This window comes from Deltaproteobacteria bacterium RBG_16_64_85, from assembly GCA_001798885.1.
Taxonomy (GTDB): domain Bacteria; phylum Desulfobacterota; class Deferrimicrobia; order Deferrimicrobiales; family Deferrimicrobiaceae; genus FEB-35.
Genome location: MGQW01000015.1, coordinates 32,626 through 59,392 on the forward strand (window position 1 = coordinate 32,626; position 26,767 = coordinate 59,392).

Annotated in this window: 24 protein-coding genes; 2 read left to right on the plus strand and 22 right to left on the minus strand. The window is 64.3% G+C overall.

What is annotated here, in order from left to right:
• Positions 1-7: 7 nt before the first annotated feature.
• From A2Z13_04720 to A2Z13_04775, 12 genes are all read right to left on the minus strand, one after another.
• Positions 8-481 (minus strand): hypothetical protein, encoded by a 474-nt coding sequence (locus tag A2Z13_04720; GenBank protein OGP80641.1) that lies wholly within the window; start codon positions 479-481, stop codon positions 8-10.
• The gene (locus tag A2Z13_04725) at positions 481-2,565 is read right to left on the minus strand and encodes a translation elongation factor G (protein OGP80642.1); all 2,085 of its coding nucleotides are present in this window, start codon (positions 2,563-2,565) and stop codon (positions 481-483) included. The genes A2Z13_04720 and A2Z13_04725 overlap by 1 nt, the downstream gene beginning before the upstream one ends.
• Before the next feature lie 41 nt (positions 2,566-2,606).
• Positions 2,607-3,383 carry a pantothenate kinase gene (locus A2Z13_04730; protein OGP80643.1) on the minus strand — a complete coding sequence of 259 codons (777 nt, stop codon included), beginning with the start codon at positions 3,381-3,383 and terminating at the stop codon, positions 2,607-2,609.
• 6 nt (positions 3,384-3,389) lie between these two features.
• Positions 3,390-4,367, minus strand: coding sequence for a biotin--[acetyl-CoA-carboxylase] ligase (locus A2Z13_04735; GenBank protein ID OGP80644.1), 978 nt, complete (start codon positions 4,365-4,367; stop codon positions 3,390-3,392).
• 87 nt (positions 4,368-4,454) lie between these two features.
• Positions 4,455-4,922 carry a hypothetical protein gene (locus tag A2Z13_04740; GenBank protein ID OGP80645.1) on the minus strand — a complete coding sequence of 156 codons (468 nt, stop codon included), beginning with the start codon at positions 4,920-4,922 and terminating at the stop codon, positions 4,455-4,457.
• Between the two features lie 190 nt (positions 4,923-5,112).
• Positions 5,113-6,804, minus strand: coding sequence for a methylmalonyl-CoA mutase (locus A2Z13_04745; protein ID OGP80646.1), 1,692 nt, complete (start codon positions 6,802-6,804; stop codon positions 5,113-5,115).
• Positions 6,805-6,814: 10 nt separating this feature from the next.
• Positions 6,815-7,318, minus strand: a complete 504-nt coding sequence (locus A2Z13_04750; protein OGP80647.1) for a hypothetical protein — start codon at positions 7,316-7,318, stop codon at positions 6,815-6,817.
• An 8-nt stretch (positions 7,319-7,326) separates the two neighbouring features.
• A complete protein-coding gene (locus A2Z13_04755; GenBank protein OGP80648.1) occupies positions 7,327-8,838 on the minus strand; it encodes an acetyl-CoA carboxylase biotin carboxylase subunit in 1,512 nt (503 codons plus the stop codon).
• 11 nt (positions 8,839-8,849) lie between these two features.
• Entirely contained in the window at positions 8,850-10,394 is a 1,545-nt protein-coding gene (locus A2Z13_04760; protein ID OGP80649.1) for a methylmalonyl-CoA carboxyltransferase, read from the minus strand.
• A 64-nt stretch (positions 10,395-10,458) separates the two neighbouring features.
• The gene (locus A2Z13_04765) at positions 10,459-11,727 is read right to left on the minus strand and encodes a hypothetical protein (protein ID OGP80650.1); all 1,269 of its coding nucleotides are present in this window, start codon (positions 11,725-11,727) and stop codon (positions 10,459-10,461) included.
• Positions 11,724-13,115: a glycolate oxidase subunit GlcD gene (locus A2Z13_04770; protein ID OGP80651.1), complete on the minus strand. Its 1,392-nt coding sequence runs from the start codon at positions 13,113-13,115 to the stop codon at positions 11,724-11,726. Before A2Z13_04770 ends, A2Z13_04765 begins: the two co-directional genes overlap by 4 nt.
• 443 nt (positions 13,116-13,558) lie before the next feature.
• Positions 13,559-14,323, minus strand: a complete 765-nt coding sequence (locus A2Z13_04775) for a hypothetical protein (protein OGP80652.1) — start codon at positions 14,321-14,323, stop codon at positions 13,559-13,561.
• A gap of 141 nt (positions 14,324-14,464) precedes the next feature.
• On the opposite strand from A2Z13_04775, the gene A2Z13_04780 reads away from it, so the two are divergent.
• Positions 14,465-16,483, plus strand: coding sequence for a hypothetical protein (locus tag A2Z13_04780; protein ID OGP80653.1), 2,019 nt, complete (start codon positions 14,465-14,467; stop codon positions 16,481-16,483).
• A gap of 139 nt (positions 16,484-16,622) precedes the next feature.
• Positions 16,623-18,290: a hypothetical protein gene (locus tag A2Z13_04785; GenBank protein ID OGP80654.1), complete on the plus strand. Its 1,668-nt coding sequence runs from the start codon at positions 16,623-16,625 to the stop codon at positions 18,288-18,290.
• On the opposite strand, the gene A2Z13_04790 is transcribed toward A2Z13_04785, so the two are convergent.
• The 10 genes from A2Z13_04790 to A2Z13_04835 form a co-directional block, all read right to left on the minus strand.
• On the minus strand, positions 18,277-19,419 hold the full coding sequence (locus A2Z13_04790) for an acyl-CoA dehydrogenase (protein ID OGP80655.1): 1,143 nt from the start codon (positions 19,417-19,419) through the stop codon (positions 18,277-18,279). The genes A2Z13_04785 and A2Z13_04790 overlap by 14 nt on opposite strands.
• A complete protein-coding gene (locus tag A2Z13_04795) occupies positions 19,416-20,045 on the minus strand; it encodes a hypothetical protein (protein ID OGP80656.1) in 630 nt (209 codons plus the stop codon). The genes A2Z13_04790 and A2Z13_04795 overlap by 4 nt, the downstream gene beginning before the upstream one ends.
• Before the next feature lie 110 nt (positions 20,046-20,155).
• Entirely contained in the window at positions 20,156-20,935 is a 780-nt protein-coding gene (locus A2Z13_04800) for an IclR family transcriptional regulator (GenBank protein ID OGP80657.1), read from the minus strand.
• Between the two features lie 211 nt (positions 20,936-21,146).
• Positions 21,147-21,701, minus strand: a complete 555-nt coding sequence (locus A2Z13_04805; GenBank protein ID OGP80658.1) for a hypothetical protein — start codon at positions 21,699-21,701, stop codon at positions 21,147-21,149.
• A 26-nt stretch (positions 21,702-21,727) separates the two neighbouring features.
• A complete protein-coding gene (locus A2Z13_04810) occupies positions 21,728-22,219 on the minus strand; it encodes a 2-amino-4-hydroxy-6-hydroxymethyldihydropteridine diphosphokinase (protein OGP80676.1) in 492 nt (163 codons plus the stop codon).
• Positions 22,213-23,382, minus strand: a complete 1,170-nt coding sequence (locus A2Z13_04815) for an LL-diaminopimelate aminotransferase (protein ID OGP80659.1) — start codon at positions 23,380-23,382, stop codon at positions 22,213-22,215. The genes A2Z13_04810 and A2Z13_04815 overlap by 7 nt, the downstream gene beginning before the upstream one ends.
• A 24-nt stretch (positions 23,383-23,406) precedes the next feature.
• On the minus strand, positions 23,407-24,171 hold the full coding sequence (locus tag A2Z13_04820) for a 2-hydroxyhepta-2,4-diene-1,7-dioate isomerase (protein ID OGP80660.1): 765 nt from the start codon (positions 24,169-24,171) through the stop codon (positions 23,407-23,409).
• Entirely contained in the window at positions 24,168-24,980 is an 813-nt protein-coding gene (locus tag A2Z13_04825) for a 4-hydroxy-tetrahydrodipicolinate reductase (protein OGP80661.1), read from the minus strand. The genes A2Z13_04820 and A2Z13_04825 overlap by 4 nt, the downstream gene beginning before the upstream one ends.
• An 8-nt stretch (positions 24,981-24,988) precedes the next feature.
• Positions 24,989-25,861 (minus strand): 4-hydroxy-tetrahydrodipicolinate synthase, encoded by an 873-nt coding sequence (locus A2Z13_04830; protein ID OGP80662.1) that lies wholly within the window; start codon positions 25,859-25,861, stop codon positions 24,989-24,991.
• Between the two features lie 17 nt (positions 25,862-25,878).
• The gene (locus A2Z13_04835) at positions 25,879-26,706 is read right to left on the minus strand and encodes a diaminopimelate epimerase (protein OGP80663.1); all 828 of its coding nucleotides are present in this window, start codon (positions 26,704-26,706) and stop codon (positions 25,879-25,881) included.
• Positions 26,707-26,767 lie beyond the last annotated feature (61 nt).

Genomic DNA, 26,767 nt, shown 5'->3' on the forward strand with positions numbered 1-26,767 from the left:
CCTCCGATCAGCGTCTGCGAATCGCCAGCCTCTTTGCCTCCCGCCGGACGAGCGCCGATATGCTGCGGTTATGGCTGATGAGATTCAACTCGTTCACATTGAGACGCAAAAGGAATCGCATCGCCGCGGATACCGGGCTCCGCGGGTTCGAGATCACCAACCAGAGCAAATGGTGATTATTCATGTACTCCCGGTTCTCGGCGATGATCCGGAGCACTTCCTCGTTGGTCAATGCCGAGGCGGCGTACGACACGACATCGGCCTCGGAAAGACGGGGACTGTTCATCACCGCGCGGGCGACGATCTTGTTCTGGTCCCGGGAGAGGATCTGCCGTACCTCCTTGTTCCCCTTGGCAGCCAGCTCCACCCTCTCCGGCACCGCGAGCCCCGCGATGAAATTCTGAAGCGATCCCCGGACGCCCTCATCGACCGGTTGGTCCTCCGTCAAGCTTACCTTAATCTTCCGGTTTTCGCCTTCCATTACTCCTCTTCTTCCCCCCCCGACTCCTTCTTTGACTCGGCGATTACTTTTTCAGCGATGGCCGCTGGAATTTCCTCGTACTGGGAGACGGCCATGGTGAACTGGCCCCTTCCCGAAGTGATCGACCGCAGATCGGAGGAATACCGGAGCACTTCCGCCAGCGGGACCTGGACCTGGACGACCTGGTTCTTCCCGTGGGCATCCACTCCCAGCACGCGCCCACGACGCCCGTTGAGGTCCCCGATGATGTCGCCGACGTTCTCCTCGGGGACGACGACCTCCATCTCGACGATGGGCTCCAGAAGGATCGGCTTGGCTTCGAGGGCCGCCTTTTTGAACGCGAGTGACCCGGCGATCTTGAACGCCATTTCCGAGGAGTCGACGGTGTGGAAGGAGCCGTCGAAAACGGTCACCCGTACGTCGACCACGGGGTAGCCCGCGATGACCCCCTTGCCCAGCCGCTCCACGACCCCCTTCTCCACTGCGGGGATGTATTGCCGCGGGATCGACCCGCCGACGATCGCGTCGACGTACTCGAACCCCTTGCCGCGGGGCAGCGGCTCGATCCGGATCCAGCAGTCGCCGTACTGTCCGCGCCCTCCGGTCTGCTTCTTGTGTTTCCCCTGCGCCTCGGCCTTCCCCTTGATGGTCTCCAGGTATGGAATCTTGGGGGTGCGCAGCTCCACCTCGACGCCGTACTGGCGCTTGAGCTTCTCGACGACCACCTCGAGGTGCGTCTCCCCCATCCCGGCCAGGATGAACTCCCTGGTCTGCGCCTCCTTCCGGAACCGGATGGTGGGGTCCTCCTCGATCATCCTCGCCAGGGAAGTGCCCAGCTTATCCTCGTCGTTGCGGGTCTTCGGCCGGATGGCAAAGGAGATGACCGGCTCGACCACGGAGGGCCGCGGGTATACGATCGCACGCTTCGGGTCGCACAGGGTGTCCCCGGTGGAGGTCTCCTTGAACTTCGCCACCGCGACGATCTCGCCCGCGGAAGCCGAGCCGACAGGCTTCTGCTTCTTCCCCTCGAGCTTCAGGATCTGGCCGATCCGCTCCGTGGCCTCCTTGCTGGAGTTCAGGGGCGCCATGTCGGGGGACAGGATTCCCGAGAAGATCTTGAAGATGGAGAGTTTCCCCGCATAGGGATCGGCCAGCGTCTTGAACACCTGGGCGGAGAAGGGGGCCTTTTCGTCGATGGCACGTTTCTCCTCGGCCTTGGTCTTGGGGTTGACCCCCTTGACCTCGTTCCTGTAGGAGGGGTCGGGCAGCGCGAAGCAGATCATGTCCATCAGCGGCTGGATCCCGACGTTTCGGAGGGCGGACCCGCAGAGGACGGGGAGAAACTTCTTCGCCCGCACTCCCGCGGTGAACCCCTTCCGTATCTCCTCCTCGGAGAGCTCGGTCCCCTCGAGGTACTTCTCGATGAGAGCGTCGTCGGATTCGGCCGACGCCTCGATGAGCTTCTCCCGTGCTTTTTTTGCGCCTTCCGCGAGGTCGGGGGGAAGGTCGGCCTGGTCGAACTCCCCGGAGTCGCCCTTGTACACGAGCGCTTTCATCCGGAACAGGTCCACCACGCCCTTGAACCCCGTTTCCCTGCCGATCGGCATCTGCACCGCGACCGCGTTCACCTTGAGGATGCCGGCGATTTCCTCGAGGGCCTTGTCGAAATCCGCCCGCTCCCGGTCCATCTTCGATACGAACGCCAGTACCGGTACGTCGGAATCGGCGGCAAACTTCCACATCTTCTCGGTCTGTACCTCGACGCCGGAAACGGCGTTCACGACGAGCACGGCGCCATCCAGCACCCGCATGCAGGCGCGCGTGTCCGCCTCGAAGTTGATGTAGCCCGGCGTGTCCGCGACGGTCACCTCCACCTTGTTCCAGGTGTAATGATGGAAAGAGGTGCCGATCGTGATCTTCCGGCGGATTTCCTCGGGATCGTAATCGAAGTTGGAGCTTCCGTCGTCCACCCTCCCCATCCGGTCGGTCGCCTTCGCATTGAACAGCAGCGCCTCCGCCAGCGTGGTCTTCCCCGCGCCCCCATGCGCGATGATCCCGACGTTTCTCAGTTGACGGATATCCACGTTCCTTCGTCCCTCCTCAAAGGCGGTCGGCTCCCCCCGATTCAGGGCCCCGGCGCCAGGTTCCTCTCGTATATAATACGCAGTCCGTCGAGAGTCAAATTTTCATCAATTACGTGGACTTTGGAAGACTCCGAGGCGATCGTCCGCGCCAGCCCTCCCGTGGCAATGACGAGAGGGTCCAGGCGGAGCTCCCTCTTCATGCGTTCGATGATCCCCTCCACGAGCGCGACGTAGCCGAAGAAGATGCCCGATTGCATCGCGGCCACGGTGTTCTTCCCGATGACCGTCGGCGGTTTTACGATTTCCACCCGCGGCAGCTTCGAGGCCTGGAGGAAAAGGGCTTCGGCGGAGATGTTCGCTCCCGGGGCGATGATCCCGCCCATGTAGTCGCCGGTTTCCGAAACGTAGTCGAACGTCGTCGCCGTGCCGAAGTCGACGACGATGCAGGCTTTCTTGTGCCGGGAAAAGGCTGCCACGGCGTTGACGACCCGGTCGGCGCCGACCTCCTTGGGGTTGTCCATCTTGATCGAAATGCCGGTCTTGACGCCGGGGCCGACGACCAGGGGAGCGATACCGAAGTAGCGCACGCAGAGATCGACGATCGTCGGGGTGAGCGGGGGGACGACGGAGGCGATGGCGATCGCGTGGATCTCGCGGGAGGAGAAGTGGCTGCCGTCGTACAGGTTCCGGATGAGGATCCCGTACTCGTCGCTTGTTTTTTCCCGGTCCGTCCAGACGCGCCAGTGGTGGACGAGCTTCTCTCCCTCGTAAACTCCCAGGACCGTGTGCGTGTTCCCGACGTCAATGACGAGAAGCAACCGCCGTCACCTCTCGAACTCGAGGATTTCTCCGCTGGCGACCTTCTCCAAACGGGACGCGCCCTCGCGGCGGAAAAGGAGCAGCCCGGATTCATCCACTCCGAGGACCCTTCCACGGGCTTCCTCCCCGCCGTGCCGCAGAAGCACCCTCTTCCCGGACAGAACGTCCCGCCGATTCCAATCGGGGAGAAGCGACTTGAACCCGCCGGACAGAAACGCCCCGTAACATTCGGCGAAGGAGTCGAGGAACCGCGCGAGCACTTCCACCCGCCGGAAGGCCCTCCCCGCCAGAATTTTCAGGGAGGTCGCCTTTTCCCGAAGCTCCCCCGGGAAAGCGGAAGATTCCGCGTTGACGTTGAGGCCCACGCCGATCACCGCGTGGCGCACGCGGTCTGGGTCGGCGGACATCTCCGCCAGGATCCCCGCGGCTTTCCGCCCGTCGAGGTACAGGTCGTTCGGCCATTTCAGCTTCGAACGAAGGCCCGATACGTCCTCGACAGCCGCCGCGAGGGCAACGGCCGTGACCAGCGTGAGCTGCGGGACGCGCAGGGGGGCGATCGGAGGGCGCAGGAGCAGCGACAGGTACAGGTTGACGCCGGGGGGCGATTCCCACTTCCGGCCCAGCCGACCCTGGCCGCCCGTCTGGGCATCGGCGCAGACGACGGTGGCATGGGGGGCGCCCTTCCCGGCAAGCTCCACCGCCCGGGTGTTGGTGCTGTCGGTGACGGGAAAGAAAAGGAAGGCCTTCCAGAATTCGCGGCGGGACAGGCGGGAAAAAAGTTCCGGTTCCTCGATCAGGTCGGGTCGCCCGAGAAGCCGGTAGCCGGCCCCCCGGGCCCCTTCAATGCCGAAGCCTCGTCGTCTCAACCCCTGAACCTGTTTCCATACGGCGGCGCGGGTCGTTCCCAACCGTCTCCCGATTTCCTGGCCGGAAACGAAGTGCCCCTCGCACTCCTCGAGTATCCGCTGGAGCAGTTCCCCCATCCTTCTCCCGTTCTTCTAGAGCCGCAGGTCGACGTTTCTTCCATTTAGCCTTCGACCCTCGCGGAAATCAACCGAAAACGGAGCTCCCTACAGGGGGATCGCGGAATAGGGGTCGGCGCGGCGCGCCCATTCGCTTTGCGGATATGTCGCCTTCAGGGTTTCGTACGCCCGGCGCAGCTCCTTCGGGTCGTGCGTGTGCTTGTATCCGGCCACCCCCAGGAGGAAAACGGCTTCCGGGGTCGCCCCCGCGTTCGGGTGCCGGTCGATGACGGTCTGGAACTGTGCCATCGCCTCCGCCATCCGGTCGGTGTCGAAGAGGATCTTCCCCATCCCGAGCCCGAGGTGGGCGAGGAGGTCATCGGAAGGCACATACCCCACGAACCGGTGGTGCTCCTTGCCCCCGGAATCGTGGACGAGGAATGTGGGGGTCCACTTGATCCCGAACCGCTCCATCAACCCGGTCGGCTTTTCCCAGATACACAGGCTTCTCAGGGGAATGAACTGTTCTTCGAGGAACTTCCGGACCTTCTCGTCGGAATACGGACCCGTATTCATCCTGGCGCAGCCGATTCAGCCATCGAACCAGAAGTCCTGGAACACGGGCTTGCCGCTCTTGCGCGCCTTCTCGAGCGCGGCGTCGAATTCGGTCTCCCACCGGATCTCGGCCATCGTCGCCCTCCCTTTCGAACCGAAGGTTCACCGCAAATCCGCCAAGTAAGATGCGGAAAGGCGCCGGGGGTTTGTTTCAGACGGTGACTTTCCCCCGGTAGGTGCCGAACACCCCGCGCATGACGTCGGAGATCTCCCCGATGGTTGCGTAGGCCCAGACGGCGGAAAGGATCGGCGGCATGACGTTCTCCTTCCCCCGGCACGCCTTCTCGAGTGAAGCGAGAGCCGCCTGGACCGCCCGGCTGCTGCGCTTCCGGCGCAGGTCCGCGAGACGCTTCCGCTGATCCTTCTCGATCTTCGGATTCACCGTCAGGAGCTTCTCCTGCCTCTCCTCCCTGACTTCGAACTCGTTCAAGCCCACGATGATCCGATCCTTCCGCTCGATCTCCTGCTGGTACCGGTAGGCCGCGTCCTGGATCTCCTTCTGCACGTAACCTGAGTCGATCGCCCGGATCACCCCGCCCATCCGGTCGATCTTCCCGATGTACTCGGCAGCCTCCCGCTCCAGCGTCGAGGTGAGTGCTTCGATGCAGTACGAGCCCGCCAGCGGGTCGACCGTGTCGCCGGCACCGCTCTCGTGAGCGATCACCTGCTGGGTGCGGAGGGCGATCCGCACTGAATCCTCGGTGGGGAGGGAGAGCGCCTCGTCGCGCGAGTTGGTGTGAAGCGACTGCGTCCCGCCGAGGACGGCGGAGAGCGCCTGGACGGTTACGCGGACGATGTTGTTGTCCGGCTGCTGGGCGGTGAGCGAGGAGCCGGCGGTCTGCGTATGGAACCGGAGCATCCAGGAGCGCGGGTCTTTCGCCCGGAACCGATCCTTCATGATCCTCGCCCAGAGGCGCCTCGCGGCCCGGAACTTCGCCACCTCCTCGAGGAACCCGTTGTGGGAATTGAAGAAGAACGCCAGGCGCGAGGCGAAGGAGTCCACCGACATCCCCGCGTCGATCGCGGCCTGCACGTACGCAATGCCGTTCGCCAGGGTGAAGGCGATCTCCTGGGCGGCCGTGGAGCCGGCCTCCCGGATGTGGTACCCGGATATGCTGATCGTGTTCCAGCGGGGGACGCGATCCTTGCAGAAGGCGAAAATGTCGGTAATCACCCGCATGGACGGGGCAGGCGGGAAGATGTAGGTCCCCCGGGCAATGTACTCCTTGAGGATGTCGTTCTGGATGGTCCCGTTCAGCCGGTCCGCGGAGACGCCCTGCTTCTCGCCGACCGCCACGTACATCGCCAGCAGGACCGCCGCCGTGGAGTTGATCGTCATCGAGGTGGACACTTTCCCGAGCGGGATCCGGTCGAAAAGCACTTCCATGTCCTCGAGGGAATCGATCGCCACCCCGACCTTGCCGACCTCTCCCGACACCATGGGGCTGTCGGAGTCGTATCCCATCTGCGTGGGCAGGTCGAAGGCCACGGAGAGGCCGGTCTGGCCGTGTTCGAGCAGGTAGCGGTACCGGTGGTTGGACTCGCGGGCGTCGCCGAAGCCGGCGTACTGCCGCATCGTCCACAAGCGCCCGCGGTACATCGTGGGCTGAACGCCTCGGGTGAACGGATACTCGCCGGGGAACCCCAGGTCCCGCAGGTAGTCCAACTCCTCGAGGTGCCCGGGGGTGTAGAGCCGGTCGATCTCCGTCCCCGAGGTGCTCTCGAACCGCTTCCGGCGCTCCGGCGCCTTCGACACCGCGGGGAGGAGGACCTCTTTCTCCCACCGCTCCCTCGCCGTCCGGAACCGGGAGGCTCCCGCCCCCTTCCGCTTCGCCGATGCCATCCCTTCCCCCCTACCCCACCAGGAGCAGCTTCGCCCCGGACTCGACGATCTCGCCTTCCTTCACGAAGATTTCCTTGACCGTCCCCGTGACCGCGGCCTTGAGCTCGTTCTCCATCTTCATCGCCTCGACGACGATGACCCCCTGGTCGGCCTTGACCTTCTCCCCCACGGTGACCAGGAGCTTCACCACCTTCCCCGGCATCGGCGAGGCGACCATCGCCTTTCCGGCCGCCCCCTTTCCCCCGGAACGCACCATCGCCTTGCGCTGCTCGTTCATCAACGTGAACTTGTAGCAGTCGCCGGCGATCAGCACCTCGAACTCCTCGTCCTTCTTTCCCTGGACGTCCACCTCGAACGAGGCGTCCCCGTAAAGGACGGACCAGACGCTGCTCTGCACATGGTGCGCATCCACCAGGTGTTCCTGCCCGTCGATCGTGACCGAATACCGGGCGACCCCCGTCTCCCGGACGGTGACTTTCACTTCCTTCTCGCCGATCGTCCCGATGTAGTTCATGGCCGCTCCTAGCCGGGTTTCCGCATGCCGGGCCGGGTGGAGTACTTCCACATCGAGACCGGTCCGGCGGCCTCCACGGGTTTCTGCGCCATCGCGTGCTTCCTCTCCTCGAGGAACGCCTGGATCGCAGCCGTGATCATCGCGACGTCTCCGTGCTCGAGCCGGCGCTCTCCCTCTTCCTTGAAGAAGACCTTGTCGATGAAGTTCGTATCGAAGTTCCCCTCGATGAAGTGCCGGTTCTTCATCACGCGGATGTGGAACGGGATGGTCGTCTTCACCCCGGTGACGACGTACTCGTTGAGCGCCCGCCTCATCCGGGCGATCGCCTCCGTCCGGTTCTTCCCCCACACGACCAGCTTCGAGATGATCGGGTCGTAGTAGATGGGGATCTCGAACCCCTCGAAGACCCCCGAGTCGTCCCGCACTCCCGGGCCCCCGGGGGTGCGCAGCGAGGTGATGAGTCCCGGGCAGGGGAAGAAGTTCCGGTCGGGGTCCTCCGCGTAGACGCGGCACTCGATGGCGTGGCCGGTCTGGAGGACGTCTTCCTGCCGGATGGAGAGCTTCTCGCCGGCCGCCACGAGGATCTGCTCCTTCACGATGTCGATTCCCGTCACCATCTCGGTGACCGGGTGCTCGACCTGGAGCCTCGTGTTCATCTCGAGGAAGTAGAAGTTGCGTTTCCCGTCGACGAGGAATTCGCACGTCCCGGCCCCTTCATACCGGACCGCGCGGGCCGCTTCGATCGCCACCTTTCCCATCGCCGCCCGCATCTCCGGGGTGACGATCACCGACGGCGACTCCTCGATCACTTTCTGGTGGCGCCGCTGGATCGAGCACTCGCGCTCGCACAGGTGGACGTAGTTCCCGTGGGAATCGCCCAGGATCTGGATCTCGACGTGCCGGGGCTGCTCGATGTACTTCTCGATGTAGACGGAGTCGTCGCCGAAGGCGGACTTCGCCTCGGATTTCGCCATCCGGAGGGAGGAATGGAGTTCCCCCTCCTCCTTGACGAGCCGCAATCCCTTGCCGCCGCCGCCTGCGGTGGCCTTCAGCATCACCGGAAACCCGATCTCCTTCGCAATCCGCAGGACTTCTTCCTCGGTCGAGATCGGCTCAATCGTTCCGGGGACGACCGGCACGCCGGCCGCCTGAACCGTCTTGCGGGCGACGGTCTTGGACCCCATCGTCCGCATCGCGTGGGCGGATGGGCCGATCAGCTTGATCTTCTCCTTCTCGCACCGGTCCGCGAAGCGGGGATTCTCGGCGAGGAAGCCGTACCCGGGGTGGATCGCCTCCGCACCGCTCTTCCTCGCCACGCCGATGATCTTGTCGATGACGAGGTACGATTCCGAGGCGGGGGACGGCCCGATGAGAACCGCCTCGTCGGCGTACCGGACGTGCAGCGCGTGCCGGTCGACCTCGGAGTACACCGCGACGGTCGGGATCCCCATCTCGCGGCAGGCCCGCTCCACGCGGACGGCGATCTCCCCCCGGTTCGCGATCAGGATTTTCTTGAACACGGGATGCCCTCCTATAAGGGGATGTTGCCGTGCTTGCGCGGCGGGTTGGAGTCGCGCTTGTTCGCGAGCATCTCCAGCGCGCTGATCACCTTGGGGCGAGTCTCCTCCGGCATGATGACCTCGTCGATGAAGCCAAGCTCCGCCGCCTTATACGGGGAAGCGAACCGCGAACGGTAGTCGGCCACGAGCTCCGCCTTGGTCTGGTCCGGGTTGGAGGACTTGACCAGTTCCTTCCTGAAGATGATGTTGACCGCCCCGTCCGGCCCCATCACCGCGATCTCGGCGGTGGGGTATGCGAAGTTGATGTCGCCGCGGATGTGTTTGGACGACATGACGTCGTACGCCCCGCCGTACGCCTTGCGGGTGATGACGGTCACCTTCGGGACGGTCGCCTCGGCGAAGGCGTAGAGGAGCTTCGCGCCGTGCTTGATGATGCCGCCGTACTCCTGAGCCGTCCCCGGCAGGAAGCCCGGGACATCGACGAAGGTGAGCAGGGGGATGTTGAAGGCGTCGCAGAACCGGACGAAGCGGGCCCCCTTGATGGCGGAGTTGATGTCGAGGCAGCCGGCCAGCACGGCGGGCTGGTTCGCCGTGATCCCGACCGGCCGCCCGTTCATCCGGGCGAACCCGATGACGATGTTCCTCGCGTAATGCTCCTGGATCTCGAAAAAGTACCCGTCGTCGACGACCTTCTTGATGACATCGCGGATGTCGTACGGCTTGGTCGGGATGTCGGGCACGATCTGGTTCAGGCTCTCCTCCTTCCGGTCGGGGGAGTCCTTGGGGGCCACGGCCGGCGGGTCCTCCATGTTGTTCTGCGGAACGAAGGAAAGCAGCTCGCGGATGAGGAAGAGGCACTCCTTCTCGTCCTCGGCGGCGAAGTGCGCCACCCCGCTGCGCTCGTTGTGGGACATGGCGCCGCCCAGGTTCTCCTTGGTCACCTCCTCGTGCGTCACCGTCTTGATGACGTCGGGGCCGGTGACGAACATGTAGGCGGTATTCTTGACCATCAGGATGAAGTCGGTGATCGCGGGCGAGTAGACGGCGCCTCCCGCGCACGGCCCCATGATGGCAGAGATCTGCGGGACCACGCCCGAGTACATCGTATTCCGGAGGAAGATGTAGGCGTACCCCGCCAGGCTATGAACCCCTTCCTGGATGCGCGCTCCCCCCGAGTCGTTCAGGCCGATGACAGGAGCACCGTTTCGGGCGGCGTGGTCCATGATCTTGCAGATCTTCAGTGCGTAGGTTTCCGAGAGGGAGCCGCCGATGCAGGTGAAGTCCTGCGCGAAGACATAGACGAGGCGCCCGTTGACCTTGCCGTATCCCGTGATGACGCCGTCGCCGAGGATCTTCTCCACCTCGAAATCGACGCACCGGTGCTGGACGAACCGGTCCAGCTCGACGAACGAATTCGGGTCGAGCAGCAGTTCGACCCGCTCCCTCGCGGTGAGTTTTCCCTGCGCGTGCTGCGTCTCGATCCGCTTCCTGCCGCCCCCCTCCATCGCGAGGGCGTTTTTCCTCCTCAGTTCGTCGAACTTTTCCTGGAGTGACATGCCCCCCCTCCTGGCAGTTATTCCAGACGGTGATGGAGTTTCATAACATCCCGCGTGTAGGGTGTCAACGGCGGGGCAGGGCGCCGGCAACGAGCTCGGCGATATGGACCACGCGCAGGGAAGGCCGGGTGCGGGCGGCCATGTCGCGCATCTGAAGAATGCACCCCGAACAGGCGGTGGAGATCACCCGGGCGCCGCCCTTTGCGGCAAGCGAAATCTTGTTCTCCCCGATCCGCGCGGAGGTGGCGTAGTCGCGGATGTTGAACGTCCCTCCGTATCCGCAGCACAGGTCGGCCCCCGGGATCTCCGCGAACGCCGGGCCAACGGCGCTCCGCAGCACCTCCCGCGCCTCCGCCCCCTTTCCGAGGGTGCCGGAGAGATGGCACGGGTCGTGGTAGCCGATCTCCCCGACCATTTCGCCTTCGGGCGACTCCCGCAGGCGGGAGACGACCCCGGAATCCAGGAGGAAGCCCGCGTAATCCTCGCAGCGGCTGGAGACCCAGACAGCGTCCTCCCGCAGCGGGTGCTTTTCCGGGAGGAGGGCGGACAGGTTTCGCTTGAACATCAGCAGGCAGGAGCCGCAGGGAAAAACGATTCTTCCCGGCTCGGCGGCCCGCAGCCGGCGGACATTCTCCTCGGCGCAGCTGCGGGCTGCTTTCCAATCGCCCGACACCATCGCCGGGAGGCCGCAGCAGGCGGCGTCCCGAAAAACGGCGATCGCCTTACCGGAGGCCTTCATGGACTCGTAGGAAGCCCTCCCCACCTGCGGGAAAACGTGGTCGAAGACGCACCCGACGAACAGCATCACATCGCCGGTCGCCGCTTCCCCGGGCGCGAGGGAAGCGATGAACCCCCTTGGGGGGAGCTTGGGGACCGTGCGCCCCGAAAAGCCGAACGCTTCCGGAAACCGGTAATGAAGGCCGCTTCCGGTGGGGATTTTCTTCGCCAGGATTTTCTGAGCGGCGGCGGCAGCGGCTCGCGCGGCGTCCCTTTTCTTCGGGGACGGCATCACCCCGCCGAAGAGAACCTGTTTCCACACGGGGATGCCGACCTCCCGGGCGATGTCGGCTCTCCCTTTCATGAGGATTTCCTCGACCAGAACCTGGTTGGGGCAGGCGCGTTCGCACCGGCCGCACAGAAGACAATCGGCGAGCGCCTCCTGGACCGCCTCCAGATTGTAGTCCCGGCCCGAAAGCGCCGCGTCGACCAGGGCGATCTTCCCCCGCGCGACCGAGATCTCCGCCTTCCGCTCGGGGTAGAGGGTGCAGACCGTCCGGCAGGTCCCGCACTTGGCGCATGCGCCCGTCAGGGCGCGCAGTTCGTCGTCCCTCACGGCCGTACCGACGTCTCGTCGGGGAAGATCTTTCCGGGATTGAGGATCCCGTTGGGGTCGAAGCAGCTTTTCAGCCGCTTCATCACCGAAACGCCCAGGGGACCGACCTCCATCTCGAGGAAGGGGGCCTTCGAAATTCCGACGCCGTGCTCTCCGGAGATCGTCCCGCCCAGTTCCACCGTCTTGCGGAAGACTTCCTCCACCGCCCCGTCGGCGCGTCGCCGCTCCTCCTCGTCCTTCCCGGAAATCATGATATTGACGTGGATGTTCCCGTCCCCCGCGTGCCCGAAGTTGACGATCTTGAGGTTCCTGCGCAATGCCAGGTCGGAGAGAAAGGAAAACATCTCCGCGAGGCGGCTGCGGGGGACGACGATGTCCTCGTTGATCTTCACGGGGTTCACCTTCCGGATCGCCGGGGAGATCGACCGGCGCAGCTCCCACAGCTTTTCCCGCCCGGAGACGTCGGCGGCCCGGCTCACCTCCATCGCACCGAACCGGCGGCACGCCTCCTCGACCCTATCCGCTTCCTGGGCCACGGAGGCCTCCGGCCCGTCGACCTCGATCAGGAGGGCGCACCCGGCCCCTTCGGGGACCGGCAGGTCGATGATCTCCCGCACGCAGTCGATGGCGGTGCGGTCCATCAGTTCCATCGCGCAGGGGGTGATCCGCTCTTCCACCATCCCGGCCACCGCCCGGGCGCCCTGCTCGCTGGCGCGGAAGAAGGCCAGCAGCGTCGCCACGGATTCCGGAAGGGGGATCAGCTTCAGCGTCGCCTTCGTGAGGATTCCCAGCGTCCCCTCGGATCCGACCAGCATCCGGGTGAGGTCGTATCCGACGACCCCCTTTATGGTATAGACGCCCGTGCGCACGAGTTCCCCGGTCCCCAGGACGGCCTCGAGACCCAGGACGTAGTCCCGCGTCACGCCGTACTTGACGGCGCACATCCCGCCGGCGCACTCGGCGAGGTTCCCTCCGATCGTGCAGAACTTCAGCGACGCGGGGTCGGGAGGGTAATAAAGGCCCTTTTTCCTCGCTTCCTCCTTCAACGTCCCGGTCACCACGCCCGGCTCGACGACGGCGACGAGGTTCTCCGTGTCGATCGAGAGAATCCGGTCCATCCGCTCGGTGGACAGGACGACCCCGCCCCGGACCGGCAGGGAGCCGCCGGAGAACCCCGATCCGGCGCCGCGGGGCACCACCGGGAACCGGTGCTCGTTGGCGAGCAGCACGGTCCTGCGGATCTCCTCCGCGCTCAGGGGAAAGACGACCGCGTCTGGGAGATACTCCTTCCCCGTGGCGTCGAACGAATAACAGATGCGGTCCTCGAGTGAGGTCTTGAGCCGCTCCCCGAAGATCGCCCGGAGAGCGGGAATCGCCTTCTCATTCATCCGGATAGTGTACCATGCCGCCGGCTCCCGTCCGCTCTTGCGCCGGACCCTTCTTCGCCTTCGCCGGACCCACCTGCTAAGGGAAAGAAGCTGTAATCGGCAATTTCTCCGCCGCGTTTGCGCGCCCAAACGGAAGGCGCGCCACGCCGATGGTAGGTCCGGCGCAGCGGGTCGCCGAGGCGGAACCGTCCGATTCAGTAATACAAATCTTGTAACAAACCAACTTGGCGGACCGCGCAGGGTGAACGAAGAGCGGGGAAGGGCCGCGGAGCACGTACAGAGGGATGCAGGGGAGCCGAAGGCGAGAGCGAGCACGGAGCTACCGGAGGCGCAGCGCCTTCCGTTGATGGCGCGTACCGCACGGGGCGGCTAAGCTGGCCCCCCTGCGGGGAAACGAAGCCGCTTGCGGAGGCGCAGTGTGAGCGGCGGCCTGGCCGGGGGCGTTATCCCAGGGAGTGGAGGAAGGAGGCGATGACGTTGTTCATCTCGACCGGCTTCTCGAGCATCGCGATGTGCCCGGCGCCGCGGAGGATCTTGAGCACGGCGCCGCGGAGGTTGGTGGCGAGAAATTCGGAGTACTTGAGGGGCGTGAGCCGGTCGTCGTCGCCGACGACGACCAGTGCGGGGACGTTGATCTCTCCCAGCCGGCCGCGCACGTCGAAGGCGTCGCACGCCCGGAAATCGGAAGCGAAGGTCGACGGCTTCGTGGAGAGAACGTCCCTCGTGACGTCTTCCCGGAGGGCCGGGTCGGCCGCCTTCGCCATCATCCATTCGACGAGTTCCGGGGCGAACTCCCTGAACCGGGCGGCGATCCCGTCGAAGATCACCGGGCTGACCTTCAGTTTCGCACCCGTTCCCGCCAGGATCAGCGCCTCCAGGCCCCCGATCCGGCTCAACGCGGCCTGCAGGGCGATGGCCCCTCCCATGGAATGGCCCGCGAGGACGAATTTCGAAAGCCCGGTCTCCTTCACGAAGTTCGCCAGCCAGGCGGCATACCCCTCCACCGTTTCCCGGGGAGGTCCCATGGATTCGGCGTGCCCCGGCAGGTCCGGAACGACCAGCCGCGCGACGCCCTTGAGGCCCGCCCACTGGTCGCGCCACGTGTGATGCGACCCCCCCGACCCGTGGAGGAAGACCACCGTGCGGGGCATGGGCTTGACGGTGTCCTGGAAATGGACATCGAATTCCTGAACGATGACTTCCGGCATGAGGCGACCCCCTCACCGGGGAGAGAAGTGTCCCCGGCCAGTATATCCAATCTGCCGCGGCCGATTCGTGAATATTTGTCTTGAGCCGCCCGGTGCCGGTCTGATAATACTATCCGCTGAATCTCTCCCACGGAGCCCTCCATGAAAACCATCGGCCGCGAGATCCTGTGGAACCTGCCCTCCTCGACGGCGGCGATCATGTATTCCCTCTTCGGAGCGGTCGTCGTCATCTTCGCGTGGGGGATCTATCAGAGAGTCAACGCCTACCGGCGGGGGCGCGCGGAGAGGGAAGACCGCCTGGACGACCTCTGGGGCCGCCTGGTGGACGCCTTCCGGATCGGCCTCGGACAGCAAAAGGTCCTCGAACGGAAGGTCGGCGGGCTGATGCACCTTTCCATCTACTCGGCCTTCATCGTCCTGTTCATCGTCACCTGCCTCGTGGCGCTCGAATTCGACTTCGGCGTTCGCATCCTGGACGGCGATTTCTACATCGTGTTCAAGCTGTTCGCGGAAACCTTCGGCTTGGTGCTCCTCGCGGGGATCTTCGTGGCCCTCGCGCGCCGCTACCTCTTCCGGCCAAAAGGATTGACCCGGGAGGGCGACGATCTCCTCCAGCTCCTTCTCATCGGCGCGATCGGGGTCACCGGCTTCCTGATCGAGACCGTGCGGCTCGCCGCGACCGATCCCGTCGCGGCCCCGGTGTCCTACGTCAGCCACGCCATCGCTCCCCTCTTCTCCGGCGTGGCGATCGAGGACCTCCTCTCGGCGCACCGGGCGCTCTGGTGGACGCACCTGCTGCTCGCCTTCGGCTTCCTCGCCACGATCCCGATGTCCAAGATGTTCCACCTGGGGGCCGGTCCGGTGAATATCTTCCTGCGGACCTCCCGTCCGAAGGGGGCGCTCCAGCCGATTCCCGGCATCGAGGACGAGGAGAAGATCGGCGTCACGGACGTGGAGGACTTCTCCTGGAAGCAGCTTCTCTCCTCTGACGCCTGCACGAAGTGCGGGAGGTGCCAGGACGAGTGCCCCGCTTTCGCCGCGGAGATGCCGTTGTCTCCCCGGGACGTGGTCCTCAAGACCCGCGACCAGATGAGCCGGGAACTCTACTGGAGCCTCGTCCCCTCCGCGGCCGATCTGGACATGAAGACGGGCCGGCCCGTCGTCCCGGCATTCACGTTCGAGGTCCTTTCCCCCGACGAGGTCTGGTCCTGCACCACCTGCCGCGCCTGCATGCAGGCGTGCCCGGTGCTGATCGAACATATCGACATGATCGTCGACGTCCGCCGCGGCTACGTCGCCGGCTCCAGGATCCCCGACGCTGCGCGCACCGCCTTGAAGAAGATGGGCGACACGGGCAACCCGTGGGGGCTTCCCCAGGACGACCGCGTTCAATGGACCGCCGGGCTCGACGTACCCGTAGCGGCGGACAAGAAGAAATTCGAGTACCTCTACTGGCCGGGGTGCGCCGGTGCGTACGATCCGCGCAACCAGAAGGTCACCCGGACCATCGCCTCGCTGCTCTCCCGCGCCGGCGTCGACTACGCCATCCTCGGACTCGAGGAGATGTGCTGCGGGGCCTTCGCGCGCCCGATGGGCGAGGAAGGGCTCTTCCAGCTGGGCATGGTCGAGATGGTGAAGGAGGTCTTCGCCTCCTACAACGTCAAGAAGGTGATCACGCAGTGCCCCCACTGCTTCAACTCGTTCCGGAAGGAATACCCGCAATTCGGTGTAAACGTGGAGGCGATCCATCATTCCGTCCTGCTGCGCGACCTGATCGCCCAGGGGAAGCTCTACCCTTCGAAAGCGGTCAACCGGCTGGTGGCATTCCACGACTCCTGCTACCTGGGCAGGCACAACGAATTTTACGACGCCCCCCGGGAAGCATTGGGAGCGGTTCCCGGAATCACCATCAACGAGATGTCGAAGAACCGCGAGCGGGGATTCTGCTGCGGCGGCGGCGGCGGCGGGATGTGGCTCGAACTGCCCGGGAGGCGGATCAACCACCTGCGCTTCGACCAGGCGATGCGTACCGGGGCCAACGCAATCGGGTCGGCCTGCCCCTACTGCCTCATCATGTTCGATGACGCGGCGAAGTTCCACAACCTGGACGAGTCGGTCCAGACGAAGGACATCGCGGAAATCATAGCCGAATCTTTGTAGTTCAGGAAAACCAATCAAACAATAGTATTTGTAATATAACAACTATACTTTTATTGTTGACATTATATATTGTACGGAAACAATAATAATTGTAGCCAGGCTTTTTGCTGGCAATCTCCATTGCCGGAAGGATCAATCGATGCATAACGTCCCGGAAAGCTTTCTCTCAAAAATCTTGAAGAAACGGATCGAATCTCTCGGGTACGCATCCCTGAAAAAATTCCATTCCGACCGGCCGGAGCTGGGTTGCAGCTACGAGCTCCTCCGGCAGGTGGTCTATGCCGGGAGGGTCCCCAGGAGCGAAACCCTCCTCCGGATCCTCCACGCGATGCGGTTCACCCCTTCCCAGGCCCGGAGGGTCATGGAGTTCCATTACCGCGGTTATGTTCCGCAGGAGGGCGCTCCGCAGTCACCCCCCACCGACACCGGGGAAGAGAATCCGCATGAATCCCGGGAAACCGCCGGAGGCGAACCCTCCGGCCCGGCGTCCGCCGGCCTCGGCGGCGAGGGCGAGCGCCAGGCGGCGCTTTCCCTCCACGATCCTGCGGAAATCGCCTCCTGCCTGTCCCGCTCTCTCCAGAAGATCCCCCTGCAGGGGAACGAGGACTTCTGGGAAATCATCCGCCAGATGGCGGGAATCGCCGAGCGCAAGGTCCAGGAACTCGCGCGCAGGAAGGAGGATCAGCCTCTCCTTTTCGAAAAGGAGCCCGAGGTGATCTACCACTTCCTGGTACGGAGGGCGAAGATCCCTCCCTACCTGTCCAAGGGGGAAAACCTCCCGCTGGAGTTTGCCCGGGGGATCGACTACGCGGACCGTTTCCGGGGGGCGATCCTCGGTGCGGTGATCGGAGAGGTACTCGGCAGGCCCGCCCAGGGGCTTTCCCCCAGGGACATCCGGGAGCTCTACGGGCAGATCGAGGGATATGCTCCCCTGCGCTCCCACGGACGGGGGCCGGCGGCCGGATATCCTTCCCCGCCTGCGTCTCTCCTGCTGGCGCGATCCCTGCTTCGCCAGGGGAGGGTCGATCCGGAGGAGATCGCCTGTCTTTTCGCGACCGCCCCGGGCCGATCCCGCGGAGGCGCGGAGGCGGAGTTCGCGGCGAACCTGGCGGATCGCGGATATCCCTGGTTCGAGTCGGGCGTGAACGCCGCCGACAGCGCCCCCGCTTCCTGGGTCGTGCCGCTGTCGCTGCTCCGGGCGGCGGATTTCCGCCGGATGAAGCTGGAGGCGGGGATCATCGCCTCGATCACGCACCCCAACGCCGCGGCTATCGCAGGAGCCATCGCCCAGGCGACCGCCATCGCCCGGCTGCTCCACACCCCATCCGGTTCCCTCGACGTCCTGGGGTTTGCTCGCGGCATCTCTCCGGCCATCACCGGCATCGAGCCGGACCGGGCGGCCCGCAGCCGGCAGAGCCGGCAATCCCCCACGCTTCTGCGGAAGCTGGGGACCGAACTAGCGGCTCTCCTTCTGCGGCGCGCGGAGATCGAGGAAATGCAGGAATCGCTGGGGAACGGAACCGCCGTACAGGAAGGCCTGCCGTTTGCGTGGGCCTGCTTCCTGCGCTCGCCGGAGAGTTTCTCCGAGGTCGTCCTGCCGGCGGCCAACCTCGGCAACGACGCCGAAGGCACCGCATCCATGGCGGGAAGCCTGTGCGGGGCCTACGTCGGCGCGTCCGCGATCCCGGAACGGTTCCTGTCGGGCCTGCCTTGGAGGAAGGAGCTTGAACAGGCGGCGGAGGATCTGCTCACCCTCGCCCGCCGCGATCCCGAGAAGGGAGGGACGGGCTCCCCTACCGCATCATGATCTCCTTGGCGATCACCAGGCGCTGGATCTGGCTGGTCCCCTCGTAGATCTGGAGAAGCTTCGCGTCGCGCATCAGCTTCTCCACCGGGTAATCCTTCATGTAGCCGTAGCCCCCGAAGATCTGGACCGCGTCGGTGGTCACGCGCATGGCAAGATCCGCGGCGAACGCCTTGGCGAAGGAGGACTCCTTCGTGTTGCGCCGGCCCTGGTCGAGCAGCCAGGCGCTCTTGAGGGTGAGCAGGCGCGCCGCCTCGATGTCCATCGCCATGTCGGCCAGCAGGAAGTGGATCGCCTGGTTCATCGCGATCGGCATCCCGAACTGCACCCGCTCCTTCGAGTACTGCATCGCGTGCTCGAAGGCCGCACGCGCCACGCCGACGGACATCGACGCGACCGTCGGCCTCGCATAGTCCAGCGTCTTCATCGCGATCTTGAATCCGTCCCCTTCCTTGCCCAGGAGGCTCGCTGCCGGCACGCGCACGTCCTCGAACAGGACGTCCGAGGTGTCGGAGGCACGCTGCCCCATCTTGTCCTCCTTCTTGCCGGAGGAGACCCCGGGGAGGAGCCGGGGGACGACGAACGCCGAAAGTCCCTTGTGCCCCTTGGATCGGTCGGTGGAAGCGAACACGGTATACTGCGAGGCGTAGGTCCCGTTGGTGATGAAGCACTTCCTTCCGTTCAGGAGATACCCGTCCCCGTCCTTTTTCGCGGTGGTCGCGATCCCTCCCGCGTCCGAGCCCGCACCCGGCTCCGTGAGGCAGAAGGAGGCGTACATCAATTCCCTCGCGAAGGGGGCGACGAACTCCTTTTTCTGGTCCTCCGTCCCGGCGAGGAGGATCGGCGTCAGGGCCAGCCCGTTGTTGGTCATCGAGGTCGTGATCCCGGAGCACCCCCATCCCAGCTCCTCCTCGATGATGCAGGATTCGATGGATCCCAGGCCCAGTCCCCCGTGCGCCTCGGGGATGAACCCCGTCATCAGCCCCAGGTCGAACGCCTTCTGGAAAATCTCCTTCGGGAAGGTTCCCGTGCGGTCGCATTCCCCGGCCTTCGGACGGATTTCGTTTGCCGCGAACTTGCGCGCCAAGTCCTGCAACGCGACCTGCTCTTCCGTGAGATCGAACCCGATCATCCTCCTCCTCCCTTCATCGATGCGGGCCCTGTCAGCCCCCCGGCAAAAATCCGGTAGATCTCGTCCGCCGCCGCGGCCGGATCGTATTTCCGCTTCCGGGACAGCACATAGGCCAGCGAGATCTCGTCCAGCGCCCCGAAGATCGCCCGGCGCGCCAGCGTGACGTTCAGGTCGGGCCGGAAGACTCCTTCCCGCTTCCCGTCCTCGAGGATTCCGCTGATGACGTCCAGGTACTCCAGAAACTTCACCGGGACATATTCCTTCATGAACTTTTTGCTCTGACGCAGCTCCACCTGGATGACCTCGATGAGGCCCGCCTCCCGCGTGAGAAGATCCATATGGTTCCGGATGAAGATCCGCAACCGGGAGAGCGCGTCGCCCTCGTCTGCGACGCGAACCCGGATCTCCGCCACCACTTCCCCCATCTTCTCCTCGAACAAGGAGATCAGGAGGTCGTCCTTGTTCTTGAAATAAAGGTAGATCGTCCCGTCCGCCACGCCCGCCAGCCGGGCGATCTCGGAGATCTTGGAGTTGAAGTAGCCCTTCTGGGAGAAGATCCGGATCGCCGCGCGCAGAATCCTCTCCCGTTTGGCGACCCCTCCCCCCCGCGGCCCGCGCCTGGCCATAGCACCTCCTGATGAATGAACAATCATTCATAAATTGAGTAACATGTCGCGAAAACCCTGTCAAGAGCCGGCAAACCTTACTGCGCGAATCGGGAAAAAGGGGACCGGCGTTATTCGCGGAAGCCCAGGCGCGTGGACAGTACCTTGGCGCAACGGGACACTTCCGGACCGACCGACTGCTCGATCTTCTCGTCGGAGAGCCGGTGCGCGGGGCCGGAGACGCTCAACGCAGCGATCACCTTCCGCGTGTAGTCGCGGACCGGCGAAGCGATGCAGCGCAGACCGTCCTCGAACTCCTCGCAGTCGGTGGCGTATTCCCGCTCGCTGGCCGTTGCAAGGTTCTTCAGAAGTTCTTCCATGTGGAGGATCGTGTTCTTCGTGTATCGGGAAAGCCCCGAGTGGAAGCGTTTCCGCAGCTCCTCTTCCGATTCGAAGGCGACCAGCGCCTTCCCCGCCGCGGTCGCGTGAATCGGCATGTGGAGTCCGACGCGGGAGATGACCCGCACCGTGGAGGTCGTTTCCACCGCATCGAGGTAGACCACGTCGTTGCCCCGCAGGATGGAGAGATAACTGGTCTCCCCCGACTTTTCGGCAAGTTCGTGCAGGATCGGCTGCGCCTGTTTGAGCAGGCCCCGCTGATGGATGAAGGTCTGCCCGAGCTCCAGGCACTTGATCCCGAGGCGGTAATTGTCGTTCGTTTTGTTCTGCTCGATGTAGTTCCTGGACTGCAGGGTCGCCAGGATACGGAAAACGTTGTTTTTGTGCAGCTTCAGCTTTTTGCTGAGTTCCGTGACTCCCAGTTCGTCCAGGTCTCCGCGGAACTCCTCGAGGACATCGAGGGCATGTGCGACCGACTGAATGATGTAATTCGATTTGTCGCGCCTGACCATCTCCCGCCCTCCGTGCCGTCCGTTTGAAAGAGGATTACAAAACATTGTTACATATATTCCATACGACAGGAGGTGTCAACAGGAAAACATAACGCCTTTATCCGGTTTGGAATTCGGAGATACGGACCTGGAACTAGAGTTGAAACCGATTGGAAAGAAAACAGCTTTTTCGGTATATTACCACTGTGGAATGCCTAAAATAAAATGGGTTTCATTTGAACTTGGGCTTCGCCGGGCCGGCCATCCCCCGCATCCTCTCGATTTCGCTCTTGAGGGAGTCGCGATAGGGATAGTTCGGTACGTTTTCCAGTAGCGCTTCCCAGGTCCGGATCCCCCCCTCGACGTCGTTCTTGTCATGGATGAGGATGATCCCCAGGTTGTAGCGGGACTGTGCGTGCCGCGTGTCCATCGAAATCGCCTTCTTCAGCTCCTCCACGGCCCGGTCCGGGTCCCCGGTCCTGCGGAAACAGACCGCCATGTCGGTCCTCACGTTAACGTTCCTGGGGTCGAGAGCCAGGGCCTTCTGGTAATGTTCGATCGCCAGGAGATCCTGCCTCGTGTCGAAGTAGAGGTTTCCGATGTTGATCAGCGCCTGCAGGTTGTTCGGGTCCCTCTTCAGGATCTCCTTGTAGTTCCCGATCTGGGAGAGGGCATTCATGTGGATCGTCTCCCCCTCCCCCGCCGGCGGCGGCGCCTCCTTCTTGCGGCACCCCGCCTGGAAAAACAGGACTAGCGCCATCGCGACCGCCATCGCCGCCATCCGCATCCGACGAATTCGGTTGCCGTCTTGCCTCATATCGGAAACACCTCGAGAGGATCCCGGCAGGCGGTAAGAAGTTCCCGAACGGTTCTTCCCTCCGGAGGAACGACCGCCCCGGGCGCGATTTCGGAGGCCGGCAACAGGCAGAACCTGCGGAACGGGAGGCCCGGATGGGGGATGACCAGGTGCGGCTCGATTACCACCTTGTCCCCCATCAGGAGAATGTCGATGTCCAGTTCCCGCGGCCCCCATCTTCCTCCGGCGGTTTTCCGCCCGGCCACTGCCTCCACTTCCTTCACGAACCTCAGGAGATCCTCCGGCGGGAGGCTGCTTCTCCCCCGCACCGCCAAGTTCAGGAACCACGGCTGGCCCCGCCTTCCCCAAGGTTCGCCCGCGTAAACTCGGGAAACCTGATCCACATCCACTTCCCCGGAGAGCAAGGTAAGGCCTTCCCGCAGCCGCCTGACCCGCCTCCCGACGTTGCTCCCCAACAGGAGGATGACGTCGCCGCCGGGGGCTAGAATCCGATCCGTTTCATCCTTTCGAGCGCTTCCCGTATCCGTCGCTTCTCCTTGGTCAACGCAATGCGGATGTATCCTTCCCCGCTCCGGCCGAAACCGTTCCCGGGGGTCGTGACGATTCCCGCATTCGTAAGCAGGTGCCCGCAGAACGTGGCCGACGTGTACCCTTTCGGGACGGGGATCCACACGTAGAACGTGGCCGCGGGGGTGACGGGATCCAGTCCCAGGGCGCGCAGGCCCGGGAGGAGCACATCCCTGCGCTCCTGGTACGTCTTCCGGATGGCATCGGTCACCGCCTGCCCGCTTCGCAGCGCAGCGACGGCCGCCCCCTGGATCGCCTGGAAGGCTCCGCTGTCCACGTTGGTCTTGACCTTTCCCAGTCCCCCGACCAGCCCGGGGTTCCCCACCGCGAAGCCGATGCGCCACCCGGTCATGTTGAAGGTCTTCGAGAGGGAGTGGAACTCGATGCAGCGCTTCTTGGCGCCGGGGAGCTCGAGGATGCTCATCGGCCGGAGGCCGTCGAAGTAGATCTCCGTGTACGCCACGTCGTGGGCCACGATGAGGTCGTGCTCCTCCGCGAAAACGAGCACCTTCCTGTAGAACTTCCGATCGGCGATCGCGGAGGTGGGGTTGTTCGGGTAATTGATGAACAGGATTTTCGCCTTCGCCAGGACGCCGGCGGGGATCCGGTCCAGCTCGGGGAGAAACCCGTTTTCCCGTCTCAGCGGCAGGAAGTGGGATTTCCCCCCTGCGAACATCGTGGCGATGTGGTAGACGGGGTACCCGGGGTCCGGGACCAGGACGATGTCGCCGGGGTTGACGAAGGCCAGGGGAAAGTGGGCGATCCCTTCCTTGGACCCGATGAGCGCCACGACCTCGTTCGCCGGGTCGAGCGAAACCCCGAACCGTTTCTTGTACCATCCGGCGGCGGCGGCCCGAAACTGCGGAAGCCCCTCGTACGAGGGATATTGGTGGTTGGCCGGAATCGCCGCTTCCCGCTTCATCCGTTCCACGATGAACTGCGGCGTCGGGCGGTCCGGATCCCCCACCCCGAGGTCGATGATGTCCACGCCCCGCGCCCGGACCTGCTGCTTCTTCCGATCGAGCTCCGCGAACAGGTACGGGGGAAGCGCCTGGATCCGGCGGGACAGAGGGAAGCGGTTCATGGCGGTGGATCCCTTTCGCATGGTTTATGGCGCGACGACCCGGTTGTTCAAAGAGCCGATTCCCTCCACTTCGATCGTCATGACATCCCCCACCTTCACCGGTCCCACTCCCGGGGGCGTTCCGGTGGCGATGACATCGCCCGGGAAAAGGGTCATGATGTGCGAGATGAACTCCACCAGCCGGTAGACGGAAGCTCCCATTTCCCGTGTGTTCCCGTCCTGTCGGATCTCCCCGTTCACCAGGCACCGGACCCGAAGGGTAGAGGGGTCGAGTTCCGTCTCGATCCAGGGGCCGATCGGCGCAAAGGTATCGAACCCCTTTGCGCGGGCGTACAATCCGTCCTTCACCTGAAGGTCGCGGGCGGTCACGTCGTTGATGCAGGTGTACCCGAGGATCGCCGAAGACGCGTCTTTTTCCTTCACGGCCCTGGCAACCCTCCCGATCACCACGGCCAGCTCGGCCTCGTAATCGAGCCGCTGCGTCGCCGGCGGATAGACGACATCTCCTCCCGGATGATTCAGGGCCGAGGGGGCCTTGAGGAAGAGGAGCGGCTCTTCGGGAATCTTCTTCCCCATCTCTCGCGCGTGGTCCTTGTAGTTTAGCCCCACCGCGACGATCTTGGAGGGGACGACGGGGGCAAGCAGGCGGACCTCCCGCAGGCGGTACCGGTTTCCCGTGAAACGGATCCCGTCGAACGGCTGCCCCCCGGTCTCGCAGATCTCTCCGCTTCCCAGGTCCAGCACGCCCCAGGAGATTTTCCCGGCCTTCTCGAACCGCAGGATCTTCATCGGGCCTGGATTCCCAGCACGGCGCGCATGTCATAGAGCCCGTGCGGCTTTCCCACAACCCAAGCCGCCGCGCGTACCGCTCCCCGCGCAAACGTCTCCCGGCTGTGGGCACGGTGGGTGATCTCGAAACGCTCGCCGATCCCCCCGAAGACGAGGGTGTGCTCGCCCACCACATCGCCCGCCCGCACCGCGAAGACGCCGATCTCCTTCCGGGACCGTTCCCCCACCATCCCCTCCCGACCGTAAATCCCCACATCCTTCATCTCGCGGCCGAGCGCTCCCGCCACGACGTCCGCCAACCTCACGGCCGTCCCGGAAGGGGAATCCTTCTTGAACCGGTGATGGACCTCGACGATCTCCACGTCGTACTCGTCGCCCAGGATCCTGGCCACGTCGGCCGCCACCTTGAACATGAGGTTCACCCCCACGCTCATGTTGGGCGACAGGACGCACGGGATCCCCTTCGCCGCGTCCCGGACCTGGGAAAGCTGTTCCGGCGTGAATCCCGTGCTCCCGATGACCATCGCTTTCCCGGCGCCGGCCGTCTGCCGTGCGTTCCCCACGGAGGATGCGGCATGCGTGAAGTCGATCGCCACGTCGGCCGAAGCGATGGCTTTCGGGAAGTCGTCCGTGACCGGAACGCCGGACTTCCCGACACCGGCCGCTTCGAACGCGTCCTGCCCGAGGAGCGGATGTCCCTGGCACTCCACCGCGCCCGAGATTTCGAGCCCGAACGGACGCTCCTTGAGCGCTGCGAGGATCGCCCTCCCCATCCTGCCCATCGCCCCGCAAACGACGACTCTCGCCATGGAATTCCCTACACCAGCCGGAGGTCGGAAAGGACGGCTGCAAGCTTCTTCCGGTTGCCGTCTGACATCGCGCACAAGGGCAGGCGGATCTCCTCCCGGATCATCTTCATCATCGCAAGCGCCGTCTTCGCCGGGATCGGGCTGGTTTCGATGAACAGGACATGGAACAGCGGCCACAGGCGATAGTGTATCTCTCGCGCCTTCGAGAACTCCCCCAGGACGAAGGCGTCGTACAGGTCCGCCATCGCCTTCGGCACGACGTTCGACGCCACGGAGATCACCCCTTTCGCCCCCAGCGCCATCATCGGGAAGAACAGGCCGTCGTCCCCCGAAAGAAGGCAGAATTTCCTCGGCGTCATCCGGAGGATGTCGCAGATCTGGGATAGGTTCCCCGAGGCCTCCTTCACCCCCACGATGTTCCTCACTTCGGCCAGGCGCGCCACCGTCTCGGCCGTCATGTTCACACCGGTGCGGCCCGGGACGTTGTACAGAATGAGGGGGATGTCGGCCGACTCGGCCACGGCGCGGAAGTGGCGGTAAAGCCCTTCCTGCGTCGGCTTGTTGTAATACGGAGTGATGACCAAGGCCGCGTCGGCCCCCGCTTTCTTCGCGTACCGGGTCAACGTGACCGCTTCCTTCGTGTTGTTCGATCCCGTCCCGGCGATCACCGGTACGCGCCCCGCGGCCGCTTCGATGACGATGTCGATGACGGCCTCGTGCTCGTCGACCGACAAAGTCGGGGACTCCCCCGTCGTCCCGCACGGGACGATCCCGTCGGTCCCGTTCCGGATCTGGAACTCCACCAGTTTCTTGAGCCCCTTCCGGTCCAGCTTCCCGTTCAGAAACGGCGTGACTGTCGCGACGATTGCCCCGTGAAACATCGTGTCCTCCCCTCTTTTCAGTAGCGGTACGCTTCCTGGAAGATCACCCCGTCGCAGGACCACGATGTGTCCCCTTCCAGGTAAACCTCTCCGAAACCTCCCTGATCCGGGTCGAAGTGGATGGTGAGGATTTCCCCGCCGCGGGTGCGCACCGGGACCGGCGGGCGGACGGTTCCGTGCACGGCGGAAAGGATCCCGGCCGCGACAGCCCCCGTCCCGCACGCGAGGGTCTCCCCCTCCACGCCGCGCTCGTAGGTGCGAATCCATACCGTGCCGTCCTTGACCCGCACGAAATTGACGTTGGTGCCACGCGGGGCAAAGACGCGGTGCGTCCGGATTCCCCGCCCCGTCCCCATCAAGTCGATCTTCTCCAGGTCGGGGACGAACAGGACGGCGTGCGGAACCCCCGTGTCGAGGAAAGAGTACGTGATCTTCCTGCCGCCCAGAGTCAGGGATTTCGCCAGCGCAAGTCCGTGCGGCGGCGTCATCTGGAGTTTGACCGTGCGCCCCTTGACCTCCGCCCGGATGAGGCCGGCGTCGGTCTCGAAACCAAGCGTGCGACGCGCGATGCCCCGTTCGACGGCAAACCGGGCCGCACAGCGTCCGCCGTTGCCGCACATCTCCGCGCGCGAGCCGTCGGCGTTATAGAACTGCCAGCGGAAGTCGGCCCTGCGCGAATTCTCGATGAAGATCACCCCGTCGGCGCCGACGGAGCGCGAGCGGTCGCAGACCTTTCCGACGAACGCCGGAAGGTCAACGCCGCGCAGGATCCCCCCGCGGTTGTCGATCAGCAAAAAATCATTTCCGCTGCCGTTGAGCTTCGAAAACGGAATTTTCTTCTCCATCCGGTCCCCGCACGCAGAAAATACGAATCGAATTTTGACATTTTAACAGAACCCCGGAATG

Coding starts and splice junctions, on each gene's coding strand:
- A2Z13_04720 (OGP80641.1), bottom strand. CDS start 481: ATGGAAGGCGAAAACCGGAAGATTAAGGTAAGCTTGACGGAGGACCAA.
- A2Z13_04735 (OGP80644.1), bottom strand. CDS start 4,367: ATGGGGGAACTGCTCCAGCGGATACTCGAGGAGTGCGAGGGGCACTTC.
- A2Z13_04740 (OGP80645.1), bottom strand. CDS start 4,922: ATGAATACGGGTCCGTATTCCGACGAGAAGGTCCGGAAGTTCCTCGAA.
- A2Z13_04745 (OGP80646.1), bottom strand. CDS start 6,804: ATGGCATCGGCGAAGCGGAAGGGGGCGGGAGCCTCCCGGTTCCGGACG.
- A2Z13_04750 (OGP80647.1), bottom strand. CDS start 7,318: ATGAACTACATCGGGACGATCGGCGAGAAGGAAGTGAAAGTCACCGTC.
- A2Z13_04760 (OGP80649.1), bottom strand. CDS start 10,394: ATGTCACTCCAGGAAAAGTTCGACGAACTGAGGAGGAAAAACGCCCTC.
- A2Z13_04770 (OGP80651.1), bottom strand. CDS start 13,115: ATGAATGAGAAGGCGATTCCCGCTCTCCGGGCGATCTTCGGGGAGCGG.
- A2Z13_04775 (OGP80652.1), bottom strand. CDS start 14,323: ATGCCGGAAGTCATCGTTCAGGAATTCGATGTCCATTTCCAGGACACC.
- A2Z13_04780 (OGP80653.1), top strand. CDS start 14,465: ATGAAAACCATCGGCCGCGAGATCCTGTGGAACCTGCCCTCCTCGACG.
- A2Z13_04785 (OGP80654.1), top strand. CDS start 16,623: ATGCATAACGTCCCGGAAAGCTTTCTCTCAAAAATCTTGAAGAAACGG.
- A2Z13_04790 (OGP80655.1), bottom strand. CDS start 19,419: ATGATCGGGTTCGATCTCACGGAAGAGCAGGTCGCGTTGCAGGACTTG.
- A2Z13_04795 (OGP80656.1), bottom strand. CDS start 20,045: ATGGCCAGGCGCGGGCCGCGGGGGGGAGGGGTCGCCAAACGGGAGAGG.
- A2Z13_04800 (OGP80657.1), bottom strand. CDS start 20,935: ATGGTCAGGCGCGACAAATCGAATTACATCATTCAGTCGGTCGCACAT.
- A2Z13_04805 (OGP80658.1), bottom strand. CDS start 21,701: ATGCGGATGGCGGCGATGGCGGTCGCGATGGCGCTAGTCCTGTTTTTC.
- A2Z13_04815 (OGP80659.1), bottom strand. CDS start 23,382: ATGAACCGCTTCCCTCTGTCCCGCCGGATCCAGGCGCTTCCCCCGTAC.
- A2Z13_04820 (OGP80660.1), bottom strand. CDS start 24,171: ATGAAGATCCTGCGGTTCGAGAAGGCCGGGAAAATCTCCTGGGGCGTG.
- A2Z13_04825 (OGP80661.1), bottom strand. CDS start 24,980: ATGGCGAGAGTCGTCGTTTGCGGGGCGATGGGCAGGATGGGGAGGGCG.
- A2Z13_04830 (OGP80662.1), bottom strand. CDS start 25,861: ATGTTTCACGGGGCAATCGTCGCGACAGTCACGCCGTTTCTGAACGGG.
- A2Z13_04835 (OGP80663.1), bottom strand. CDS start 26,706: ATGGAGAAGAAAATTCCGTTTTCGAAGCTCAACGGCAGCGGAAATGAT.